At 43.0% G+C, this 11,820-nt stretch carries 10 protein-coding genes and 1 other RNA gene; 4 read left to right on the top strand and 7 right to left on the bottom strand.

The window, feature by feature from the left end; genetic code table 11:
• The first annotated feature begins 30 nt into the window (after positions 1-30).
• Positions 31-1,950, top strand: a complete 1,920-nt coding sequence (locus CFR83_RS02090) for an ATP-binding cassette domain-containing protein (protein WP_088812304.1) — start codon at positions 31-33, stop codon at positions 1,948-1,950.
• Here CFR83_RS02090 and CFR83_RS02085 read toward each other — a convergent pair.
• The gene (locus CFR83_RS02085) at positions 1,947-3,398 is read right to left on the bottom strand and encodes a ferredoxin reductase family protein (protein WP_088812303.1); all 1,452 of its coding nucleotides are present in this window, start codon (positions 3,396-3,398) and stop codon (positions 1,947-1,949) included. The genes CFR83_RS02090 and CFR83_RS02085 overlap by 4 nt on opposite strands.
• Before the next feature lie 80 nt (positions 3,399-3,478).
• On the opposite strand from CFR83_RS02085, the gene CFR83_RS02080 reads away from it, so the two are divergent.
• Positions 3,479-4,447: an SLAC1 anion channel family protein gene (locus CFR83_RS02080; RefSeq protein WP_088812301.1), complete on the top strand. Its 969-nt coding sequence runs from the start codon at positions 3,479-3,481 to the stop codon at positions 4,445-4,447.
• Here CFR83_RS02080 and CFR83_RS02075 read toward each other — a convergent pair.
• Entirely contained in the window at positions 4,413-4,886 is a 474-nt protein-coding gene (locus tag CFR83_RS02075) for a methylated-DNA--[protein]-cysteine S-methyltransferase (RefSeq protein ID WP_088812300.1), read from the bottom strand. The two genes, CFR83_RS02080 and CFR83_RS02075, sit on opposite strands and share 35 nt — an antisense overlap.
• Positions 4,887-5,073: 187 nt before the next feature.
• Here CFR83_RS02075 and CFR83_RS02070 point away from each other — a divergent pair, with 187 nt between their 5' ends.
• Positions 5,074-6,195, top strand: a complete 1,122-nt coding sequence (locus CFR83_RS02070) for a hemin-degrading factor (RefSeq protein WP_088812298.1) — start codon at positions 5,074-5,076, stop codon at positions 6,193-6,195.
• 54 nt (positions 6,196-6,249) lie between these two features.
• Positions 6,250-6,608: a transfer-messenger RNA gene (gene ssrA / locus CFR83_RS02065) on the top strand.
• Between the two features lie 122 nt (positions 6,609-6,730).
• Here ssrA and CFR83_RS02060 read toward each other — a convergent pair.
• The 5 genes from CFR83_RS02060 to ubiG form a co-directional block, all read right to left on the bottom strand.
• Complete coding sequence (locus tag CFR83_RS02060; RefSeq protein ID WP_088812297.1) at positions 6,731-7,951, bottom strand: 50S ribosomal protein L11 methyltransferase; 1,221 nt, start codon at positions 7,949-7,951, stop codon at positions 6,731-6,733.
• On the bottom strand, positions 7,944-9,002 hold the full coding sequence (gene mnmH, locus CFR83_RS02055; protein WP_088812295.1) for a tRNA 2-selenouridine(34) synthase MnmH: 1,059 nt from the start codon (positions 9,000-9,002) through the stop codon (positions 7,944-7,946). The genes CFR83_RS02060 and mnmH overlap by 8 nt, the downstream gene beginning before the upstream one ends.
• A 134-nt stretch (positions 9,003-9,136) precedes the next feature.
• On the bottom strand, positions 9,137-10,420 hold the full coding sequence (gene chrA, locus CFR83_RS02050) for a chromate efflux transporter (RefSeq protein WP_088812293.1): 1,284 nt from the start codon (positions 10,418-10,420) through the stop codon (positions 9,137-9,139).
• Positions 10,421-11,086, bottom strand: a complete 666-nt coding sequence (gph, locus tag CFR83_RS02045; protein ID WP_088812291.1) for a phosphoglycolate phosphatase — start codon at positions 11,084-11,086, stop codon at positions 10,421-10,423.
• A gap of 3 nt (positions 11,087-11,089) precedes the next feature.
• Positions 11,090-11,782, bottom strand: coding sequence for a bifunctional 2-polyprenyl-6-hydroxyphenol methylase/3-demethylubiquinol 3-O-methyltransferase UbiG (gene ubiG / locus CFR83_RS02040; RefSeq protein WP_088812289.1), 693 nt, complete (start codon positions 11,780-11,782; stop codon positions 11,090-11,092).
• Positions 11,783-11,820: the final 38 nt, after the last annotated feature.

The raw sequence follows: 11,820 nt of genomic DNA, 5'->3' as shown, positions 1-11,820 counted from the left end.
CTTTTTTAATTCAACCGCGATAATGTCATTATGGCTTTAATTGTTCTCAATGATGCAAAACTGGCTTTTGGCCACGTTGACCTACTAGCAAACACTAATTTTTCACTAGAACCTGGTGAAAGAGTGGGTTTGATTGGTCGTAATGGCACTGGTAAATCGTCTCTACTAAAAATTTTAGCGGGTTTAGAGAAACTTGACGATGGAACCTTGCAATATCAGCAGGGTTTAAGGATGGCGTATGTGGCCCAAGAACCTGTATTTGATCCAGAAGAGACAGTCTTTCAGGCTGTTTCTGAAGGTGTGGCGGTTGTAAAGGCATTGCGTGAGGAGTATGAGGAGCTAAGTGTTGCTGAGTGGAATGATGACTCACATCATCGTTTAGACCAGATTCAATCTCAATTGGAAGCTATGAGTGGCTGGAATTGGGAGCAGCGTGTTCATGAGACCTTGAATCGACTTCATTTAGACCCAGATATCAAAATCGGCTCTTTGTCAGGGGGCAATCGCAAGCGTGTGGCTTTGGCGCAGGCTTTGGTGGCTGTGCCAGATGTATTGTTCTTGGATGAGCCAACTAACCATTTGGACTTGGATTCCATTACATGGTTGGAGGAGTTACTTAAAGCCTTTAAAGGATCAGTGGTTTTAATTACCCATGACCGAGCATTCTTAGATGCGGTGAGTACACAAATTGTTGAGTTGGATAGAGGTATTTTAAGAACCTATCCAGGCAACTTCACAGCCTATGAACTACTCAAAGAGCAGGAGTTGGCCTCTGAAGCTTTAGCCAATGCCCGAGCAGATAAATTGCTTGCCCAAGAAGAGGTATGGATTCGAAAGGGAGTTGAGGCTAGAAGAACACGAAGTGTGAGTCGCATTGCCCGTTTAGAAAAACTTCGCGAAATGCGTGCTGAACGAAGAAATGCAATGGGACAAATCAAGCTCTCTGTTGCCTCTGGCAATCGCAGCGGCAAGATTGTGGCTGATCTTGAGAGCGTCAGCAAAGCGTATGACAGACCAATTGTTAAAGACTTTACTGCCACGATTTTGCGTGGCGATAAGGTGGGTCTATTGGGCCCTAATGGTGCTGGTAAAACCACTTTATTAAAGTTGATCTTAGGTGTCATCACTCCTGATGCTGGTGCAGCGACGATGGGGTCACAAATTGATGTGGCTTACTTTGATCAGATGCGTGAGGGTCTAGATCTAAATGCCACTCTCGAGGATTACATCAGTCCTGGTAGTGAGTGGATTGAGATCAATGGCAATCGCAAACATGTCAAAAGTTATCTAAATGACTTCTTGTTTGCTCCTGAGCGAGCAGCTTCACCGGTCAGTACCTTATCTGGTGGTGAGCGTAATCGTTTGTTATTAGCCAGATTATTTGCAAGGCCTGCCAACGTTTTGGTGCTAGACGAGCCTACCAATGATTTGGATATAGATACCCTAGAGCTGCTAGAGCAATTACTCCAGGACTACAAGGGCACTGTCTTCTTGGTAAGCCACGATAGAGCATTCTTGGATAACGTTGTAACTAGCATCATCGCTTATGAAGGTGATGGCTTTTGGCGAGAGTATGAGGGTGGTTACGAGGATTGGAAGATCCAGAAAAAACGCAGCGAAGATTACAAGAATCAATCAAATCCTGTAGAACCACCAAAGGCCGCAAAAGTAGAAGTTACAGAAACTCAAAAGCAAGCAGTTAAGCCGGCAAAGTCAAATGTTCAGAAGCTCAATAGTAAGGAGCGTCAAGAGCTGGAGAGCATACCCGGTCAAATTGATGCTTTAGAAAATGAGCAGGCTGGTATTGGTGAAAAATTAGGTGACGCTGAGTTATATAAAAACCAACCTGAGCAAGTCATCGTTTTACAAAAGCGCCTCAAAGACATTGAAGAAGATTTGATGATCTTGATGACTCGCTGGGAAGACTTGCTAAAACGTTCTGAAGCTTAACGGTTGACCAAATAAATGGCGCTCGCAATTAAAGCGCTAGTGGCTAATAACCAATTGGCAAGACTTAGTCTATTTCTGGCATTTTTCTGAGCAAAGTCATATTGAAACTTCTCAGAATCAATCTGACCCAAGCTCACGCCTAAATCAGCTAAAGCATTTTCAACGCTATCAATCATGACAGCGGGGCCGCAGACAAAATATTGAGCAGTATTGGCGTTAATTGCAGAAGACTTCAGAATTTTTTCTAGCGAGGCTTTATCTAGTACACCTGTTAGGCCATGCCAAGAGGCATCCGGCTCTGTGATCACATCAACTAACTCAAAATTCTTAAGTGAAGTCAGGTCCATCATTTGATCAATGTGGACAATCTGTTCTCTGATGCGATTGCCGTATATCAACACAATCTTTTTATTTAAAAGTTGTGAATCATTACTTTTTGCGATTTGTTTCAGTAAGCTAAGGATGGGGGCAATGCCAACGCCACCTGCAATCAACACAATCTCATTGGACTTATTTGAAAATATGGCATGCCCAAAGTTCCCGTAGGGGGCATCTACATAAACTTTGTCACCAACTTTTAGTTCTGTGACTTGATGAGTGAAGTCGCCAACCTCTTTGATTAAAAATGTCATCTGTGATGATTGATTATCAGAGCATGAGGCAATTGAGAAGGGGTTTTCGTATAGTGGGGCGGGGCTAGAAAGTTTTAGCCATGCAAATTGACCAGCTTTGTAGGATGCTATTTTGTTGCGATGATGTTGAATCACGAGTTCCCAAATACGATGTGAGGTCTCTTTGATTGATATCACTTGGTAAGCATGCATTGATTGAATCAATGGTCTTGCAAGGTATACCCAAGCAACACTGAGTAAAGCTAGGCCCAGAGCTATTTGCCAGTAAAGATGCATGCTGGATTCTTGAGCAAACCTGCCTGCATGTACCGTGTGATGAAAGCCTAATAATGCAACGGCAATGGCCATGATGGCATGTGTTGCACGCCAAGTTTCATATTTACTCTCAGATTTATTTCTCGTGATGGCAAGACCCACCATGATGCCTAAAACAATTAAGGCAATTAAACCGCTAACAAATGAGTTAGAGCTTAGGCCCAAATATGATTCATTTGCCGGCCCTGGTGAATAAGCAGGTCTACCTGGCAGGCTATACATGAATGGATGAGCCACTAACAATAAAACAGCAGTTCTGGCAAATAGTTGATGAACTTGTAATACCCAATCGATCCCAAGTAATCTGGAAATTATCTTGATTCGACCGATGCTCCAAAATTCCAAAAGAATGATGTTGAATGCCAACATGCCTAAGTTGCTAGAAACTTGATCCATCCATGGTCTATTAGGCAAGTCCAAATGAATACTGATACCTAGGGGTGCCAGAATAAGACCTAAGTAAATAAGAAGGCTTGTAAAGCTCAGCAACGTTGGTTTCATATTCCCATTATGATTGTTAAGAGATGCAATTTGTATTACTTATGACATTTTTTTAACTAATGAAATTAATCTGAATCAACATGCGAACATTTTTAGCTGCGCCACCTGTATCTGCTTTTGCCATGGTGATGGGTCTATCAGGGCTCTCCCTCTCTTGGACTAAGTTTGCGCATGCAACTCAGCTTACCTATGCTCAAAATCTTTCACAAGTTTTTGGATTGTTGGCCGCCACTGTTTTTCTAGTATTAATTTTAGGGTTGCTACGAAAGCTGTTTCAAGCTCCAGAGAAGTTAGTAGAGGAGTGGAATCATCCCGTTAAATCCGCTTTCTTTGGCGCTATCTCTGTAGGTATCTGTTTGTTGGCGGCCGTTGCCTATCCTTATTCAGAGCAGGTGGCTCAAATCGTTTGGGTTGTGGGTGCAACTTTTCACTTGTTTGCAATGTTGGCCGTTTTGAATGCCTGGGTTCATCGCGAAAACTTGCAAGCTGCCCATGCATGTCCCGTTTGGTTTATACCAGCCGTTGGTAATGTGGTCGTGCCATTAGCAGGCGTCAAATTAGGGTATATCGAAGTTTCTTGGATGTTCTATTCCGTCGGGCTAATTTTTTGGATAGTTCTTTTATCTTTGGTGATGTATCGCTTGATGTTTGTGCAGCCACCATTGCCTGATCGTTTAAAGCCAACTATTGCAATTTTCTTAGCGCCTCCGACAGTAGCGTTTTCTTCCTGGATAGCGCTAACAGGGCTGACCCCTGGTCAAGCATTGGATCCTTTTGGGCATATCTTGATGGGGATTGCTTTCTTCTTTACTTTCTTTTTAATCACACAATTTGGTCGGTTTGCTAAATTGCCATTTTTTATGTCTTGGTGGGCCTATTCATTTCCATCAGCAGCGCTTACTGTGGCAACTTTTAACTATGCCTTATTTGTGCCTGCAGCTATTTATATTGCCTACGTATCCTTGTGTTTCACCACCATACTAATTCTTGGTTTATTTGTGCGAACATTAATGGCTATCCACGTGAAGGACCCTCACTGGGTGGATTAACCCCTTCTTCTAGAAGTAATCTCTTTTTAAGAGCGATGCCGCTACTAAATCCGCCAAGCGTGCCATCACTTTTAATCACTCGATGGCACGGTATAAAAACACAAATGGGATTGGCGCCGATTGCATTTGCAACTGCACGGACACTTTCAGGTTTGCTGATCATTTTCGCCACATCTAAATAGCTACGTACGGTACCTAGAGGAATTTTTTGTAAGGCTGCCCATACAGAGCGTTGGAACTCTGTGCCCTCAGGTTGAAGATCAAATGTCTTGGGCTTTGCAATTAAAGCATCAGAGACTGCCTGGCAGTTAGCATCAATCTTTACCTTAGCTTGAGAAGTAAATTCAAACCTATAGATGGTTTTATTCTGATATTCAAGTAAGACAATGCCCCAGGGGGTTTTAGCGTAGCCCTGATGGCGTTGATGGAACTTTTTCATGATTGAGTCATTAGATTGTTTTTACATGTCAATCGTAGTCCAATCAAGCCAGATTGACCACATGATGAACATTGTTACTTGTTGAGAATTATTCTCATGTAATATGTGAACTGCATTTTTCACTCACTTAGCACAAGCCAGCCCATATCTCCTTAGCAAGCCAGTGCCTATTTTTATAGGAGGGCGTATGTGCGGTACCGTCAATGACATTCGAAAAAGTTTTGCCTCATTAAGAATCGACAGAAAAATGAGGCATCGTGAGATTGCCCATTTTCTTCAAATCACTGAAGCTGAATTGGTTGATGCCCATGTGGGCGTTTCAAAGTTAGATGCCATGCAGTCATCACCCAATTTGGCCAGGGCAGTGAGACTTAAAAAATCATGGCCAGAACTCATTCAATTTATTGAGAGATTTGGTGAGGTCATGGCTCTAACCAGAAATGAGTATGGTGTTCACGAAAAAATTGGGACATATAAAAATATCTCTATGCAAGGAGATATTGGCCTGGTGATGTCAGAAAAAATAGATTTACGACTGTTTTATAAACACTGGGAACTGGCTTATGTCTTTGAAGAAGGTAAGGGTGACTCCTTGCAGCGAAGTGTGCAATTCTTTGATGAATGTGGGCAAGCCATACATAAAGTGTTTTTGTTGCCTGACAGTAGTCACGAGGCCTGTGAACAAATGATTAAGGCGTGGGCGGACTCTAATCAAGATCCTGGTATCCAACTGCAAGAACCTTCTAAACAATCTTTAGATGAGTTGAAGAATCCTGAAATATTTGACTTTGAAGCATTTAAGAATGACTGGGCTAACTTGATTGATACCCATGACTTTTTTGGGCTATTGAAAAAGTATCACCTGAATCGTTTGCAAGCTTTTGAGCTAATTGGTCAGCATTACGCCGAACCATTGCCAAGAGATGCGGTGGGGGCGTTGCTAAATTCCGCTGCGCTTTTAAATGTACCAGTCATGATATTTGTGGGTAATCGTGGCGCTATCCAAATTCATACTGGGCAAATCAAGCGGGTATTAGATGTCAAAGGTTGGTTAAATGTGCTCGATCAAGACTTCAATTTGCATTTGCGTTTGACTGATATTCATAAAGTTTGGTTGGTACGTAAACCTACTAAAGATGGCGTGGTCAGTTCAATGGAAATTCTAGATGAGCGGGGTGATGTGATTGCGCTCATCTTTGGCAAGAGAAAGCCTGGTCAGCCTGAGCTTGAAACTTGGCGAGATTTACTGGAAAGCTGCAAAGAAGCTAAAGATCATGAGGAGGCGGTGATGGAGGAGATTAGTAACTAATTCGACAGCAATTCTCTAAAGAGAATAAAATAGAACTACTGATATGCGTATATCGGGGCCGACATGGTTTCGACGTGGATTACAAAGCATTGAGGGCATACCGAGGACCCGTCATCTCGTAAAACAATGGGAATGTAATAACTGCTAACGACGAACGTTACGCACTAGCAGCTTAATTGCTGCAGCCCCTGAACTGATTCTCTCTTGGGTCAGGTAGCGCAAGCTACATCAGGGTCATTTACAAGAGATAAGGTTGCATAGTGTCGTGATGTGCAGCTCGAAAATTAAACGAATCGCCAGTTTGTAACGTGTTGGTCCGTGACAGGTTGGTTAAATCAAATGACACAACTAAGTATGTAGAACTCCATGTGGAGGATTTGCGGACGCGGGTTCGATCCCCGCCGGCTCCACCAAACTGAAGGGCTCGGGTAATTCCGAGCCCTTTTTTTATTTCTATCTAAGCCTACGATGGTCTTTTGCGGTGTTTATGGGCGCTATTCACCGCATTAATTGCGGTGAATAACTTGAGCTAGTGTTAGCCCGCAGCCCCTAAGCGCCACAAAGATGTCACCTCAGCAGCTCTAGCTCGATATAAAGGATCTTCTTTATCAAGAGCCTTTGCATGGGTTGGTCTGACATCATTGCGACCTAACACCGATAAACCAGCTGCATCTATCCATTCAAGAAGTTCTGGGCGTGTGCGCAAACCTAAATGCTCAGCCAGATCAGACAAAATCAACCAGCCTTCACCATCGGGTAATAAATGTTCTTTAAGGCCACTTAAGAATCCCTTGAGCATTTGACTGTCTGGGTCATACACCGCATGTTCAATCGGTGAGCTAGGTCTTGCTGGAACCCATGGTGGATTGCAAACAATCAAAGCTGCTTGGCTATCTGGAAACAAATTGGTTTGAACTAACTTTATTTGCTTGCCAATGCCTAAACCTTCAATATTTTCGGCAGCACATTCAATGGCGCGCTCATCAAGGTCAGTGGCAATAATCTTCTGAACGCCGCGCTTAGCCAGAACAGCAGCTAGTACACCGGTACCTGTACCAATATCAAATGCTATGGATTGTTTGGTCAAGGATGCAGGTAAGGGCGCTTTTTCTAAAAGACCAATGTATTCAGAGCGAACTGGGGCAAACACACCGTAGTGTGGGTGTATGCGACCATCCCCTAAATCCTTAATGGCATCTAATGCCATGCCATTCTTGCGCCACTCTAATGAACCAATAAATCCTAAGAGATCTCGTAGTGACATCACATAAGGTTCTGTGACTTTGCCGTACACAGCCAAGCAAGCTTGAGTCACATCAGGGGCTCTACGTAGAGGAATGCTGTGATCAAGATTAACTTGGATGAGTAGCATCCCTAGCGTTCTGCTTCTTTGAGATTGAGTTAAGCGGTGCTTGTGGAAAATCTCTGACATGGGTTTTGCCAGAGGAATTAATCCTTCTTGTTGTTTCTTGGCAGATTTTTGATTGCGAACACTTTTCTTAGATGGTTTATCAGCTCTTCGAGACATTGCTTGAAGTAGTTGCTTAGCATTTTGATAGTCGCCTCGCCAAATAATGCCTGTGCCTTCACACGCTACGCGATAGGCTTCATCAGCAGTGAGGGTGTCGTCTGCAATGATGAGTTTTTTGGGCGGTGGGGTGCCTTTTTCTGAGCGCCAACGGCACGCATAAGTGGTTTCACCCTCTTCCCAGCTAATCGGTGGGTGGGCTGATTCGTGCAGAATGGTTTTATGCATGATGGTGATCCATCAATATTTGCTTGGCTAAGATATCAATTCCTTTGGCAGATAAGTCTGCAGTGTTGTAATTGGTGGCTTTTTCATAGTTCACATAATTTGAGTTTTGTGAACGGCGATAGAGTGCGTCGTAGTGTTGTTCTAGAAGTTCTTGAACCAATAATGGCCATTGAGATTCTTTGGCCAGTGTTTTCCAATGCTCAAGTTTTTCTTTGCTGTGCAGCTCTTTTAAAAAATCGATGGTGCGAATTAAATCATCAGGTTGTTTGATGAAGTAAGCGTAGTCATCAATTAAATAATTAACGCGAGCGTCCATCGTTGCGTTGATTTTGATGCAAGGACTGCTGCGCATTTGATCCAAAAGAAGATCTGGAACATGTAATGTGCCAATCTTGCGACTTTCTGCTTCGACAAATACAACCTTACTAGTATTAAAGCTCTCTAATGCTAAAACGAGTTGCGTTTCAAACATCTTTTGGCTAGGTTGTGGCGAATTAGGAATATTGCCAAGCACTGAGCCTTTATGAACAGCGATGGTTTCTAAGTCTAAGACTTGGGCGCCTAAATGGTGAAGATGCTCAAGGATGCGACTTTTGGCACTGCCAGTCTGACCAGTGACCACCATGTACTTAAATTCTTTTGGAAGGCTGTTGAGCTTACTCACAACCTCTCTGCGGTAGGACTTATAGCCACCATCTAAAATTTGTGCATTCCACCCAATCTGTCTCAAGATGTGGGTCATAGAGCCACTGCGCTTACCACCGCGCCAACAATAAATTAATGGATTCCAGTTTTTAGGCTTATCAATAAAATTATGCTCAATGTAATGAGCAATTCTTTTGGCGATCAAAGCGGCGCCTATCTTCTTGGCTTCAAATGGGGATTCTTGTTTATACATGGTGCCCACCAAAATCCGCTCTTCATTAGAGAGAACTGGATAGTTAACTGCGCCAGGTATGTGATCTTCTGCAAATTCATCGGGTGAGCGAACATCAATCACCATATCAAACTGATGGCGATCGGTGATGTTGGCGGCAAGTGATGACTTCATGAAGATTGGGTGGTGTTAAACAATAGTTATGTTGCTGATTTTCCCATGACAAGGCTTGTTGTGCGGAAAACTAATAAATTAAGCTAACAGATAGAGGTAATCTACAAAGCCAATAGACAAAGCCAGTTGATTGATTAAATGCTAACTAGTAAAAAGGCTTTGTGGATGAGGCCAATGCTTGCTGCCAAGCCAAGCATTTTGATAATTGAGTATTGCTTTTTAAAGAGTAGCCAAATGGATAGGGCGGTGATGAGTACTGCTAATAAATTTGGAGTTTGGCTAAAACCATTTGGCCAAAAAATATGGGATGTAAAAAATATGCCCAAATTGATGATCACTCCCACGACTGCAGCCGTAATAAATTGCAATGGTTTTGTGTATTTGCTGTTGTTTTGACTTGATTTGACGAGTGGGGCACCTAGCAAGATAAACAAAAAAGATGGCAAAAAAGTAAACCAAGTGGCAACCACTGCGCCCAATGCCCCAGCCAAAAATGGGTATTCACCACCCAGTAACTCTTTTGAATGACCGGCAATAAATCCAACAAAAGCAACAATCATGATCAATGGCCCTGGCGTACTTTCGCCTAAAGCTAGACCATCAAGCATTTGCGTTGCTGAAAGCCACTGAAAATGTTCAACGCTGGCTTGATAAACATAAGGCAAAACTGCGTAAGCACCGCCAAAAGTTAGCAATGCAGCCTTTGTGAAAAACCACGACATTTGCGTGTAGGTATTGGTGAAGCCAAATATCAATACAAGACTCATTATTGGAATAAGCCACAGAGACAAACCAATGCATAAATATTTGAAGAATGTCTTTGTCTGAAATTTATGAGGGTTTGATGGTGTAACTATGTCGATATTGGTCGTTACATCATTCTTTTGTGAGCTCACATATCCAAATACTGCTGCAGCCAAAACAATCCATGGGAAGGGAATGTTGAGGAAATAAATGGCAGCAAAAGATACGAGTGCTGTTAGGCCTAGAGATAAATTATGTAAAGTCTTTTTGCCAATTCGATATGCTGCATGAAACACAATTGCCACCACCGCTGGCTTAATGGCGTCAAAAATGGCCGTGATCCATTCATTGTGACCATAAGACACGTAAAGCCATGATAGCGCGATCAAGATAAATAGGGATGGCAGAATGAACAGCACGCCAGCCACAATGCCGCCCCAAGTTCGGTGCATTAGCCAGCCAAGGTATGTTGCTAGTTGTTGTGCTTCAGGACCAGGTAACAACATGCAGTAATTAAGCGCATGCATAAAGCTCTCTTCAGTGACCCATTGCTTTCTTTCAACGAGTTCTTGATGCATGGTGGCTATTTGCCCAGCAGGACCACCGAAACTAATAAAACCTAGTTTTAACCAAAACCAAAAGGCTTCTAGAAAGCTTGGTGTTTTGAGTAGCATTTACACCCCAAAGACAATCGCATGTAAATCTGATGGGTGATCAATGATGTAATCAGCGCCCCAGGCGCTCACTGGTTCATCGCAACCACAATAGCCGTAAGCAGCAGCAACAGTTTTCATGCCAGCAGCTCTGCCTGCCTCAATATCTCTTAAGTCATCACCCACATATAAGCAGTCTGTAGGATTAATTTGACAAATTTCAGCTGCTTTCAAGATGGGGGCTGGGTGAGGTTTAGAGTGGGGCGTCGTATCGCCACCCACAATTGCGCCACTGCGCTCATGTAGTTGCATCAGTTTTAAAAGTGGGTGAGTGAAGCGTTCCACTTTATTGGTAACAATGCCCCATAAAACCTGTTCTTTTTCTAAGGCATGTAGCAATTCATTCATACCTTCAAAGAGTTTGCTGTGTACGCAAATATTTTTTTCGTAATTACTTAAAAATTCATCACGCAGTTCTTCAAACTGGGGATGATTGTTGTCGTAACCAAATGCGCCTTGTATCAAGCCACGTGCGCCAGCAGAAGCCGTTGGTCTTAATATTTCATAGGGCAGGGGAGCCAGCCCTCTAGCAACTCTTAATAGATTGGCTGCTGCAACTAGGTCAGGGGCTGTGTCTGCTAAGGTGCCATCTAAATCAAAAAATACACCTTTGTATTGTGAAGTCATAAATTACTTTTTAGTGGTGGCCATCAAGTAATTGACGTCTGTATCCCGACCCAGTGAGTACACCTCAGTAATAGGGTTGTAGCTTAGGCCAATTAACTCATTTAGCTCTAAGCCAGCCTCACGAATGAATTCATTTAACTCAGAGGGCTTGATGAACTTTTTATAGTCATGCGTGCCTTTAGGCAATATGCGTAAAACATACTCAGCGCCAATAATGGCAAATAAATAAGATTTTGGATTGCGATTAAGGGTGCTAAAAAATACCTTACCTCCTGGTTTTACCAAGGCAGCGCAAGATTTGATGATGCTTAATGGGTCAGGGACGTGTTCAAGCATCTCCATGCAAGTCACCACATCATATTGACCGGCTTCCTTTTGAGCTAGATTTTCAGCGCTGATGTATTCATATTCAACTTTCACGCCAGTTTCTAGGCTGTGCAAATCAGCAACTTTAAGAGCTTTCTCAGATAAATCTATTCCTTTGGCTTGCGCGCCAGCAACAGCCATTGATTCAGCCAAAATGCCACCGCCACAACCTACATCAAGCACTTTCTTGCCGGCAATCGATACGTGTTCTTGTATCCAGCCCAGTCTTAGTGGGTTGATAGCGTGTAATGGTTTGAATTCGCTACTTGGGTCCCACCAGCGGTGAGCAAGGGCGCTGAATTTGTCGATTTCTGTTTGGTCTGCATTCATGGCTCTATTCTAATCAAGCCCATGCTTATGCGCACAAA

This window comes from Polynucleobacter victoriensis, assembly GCF_900187875.1.
Lineage (GTDB): Bacteria > Pseudomonadota > Gammaproteobacteria > Burkholderiales > Burkholderiaceae > Polynucleobacter > Polynucleobacter victoriensis.
Note: the sequence above shows the minus strand (reverse complement) of the source record. Positions and strands in the feature narration are given on the sequence as shown.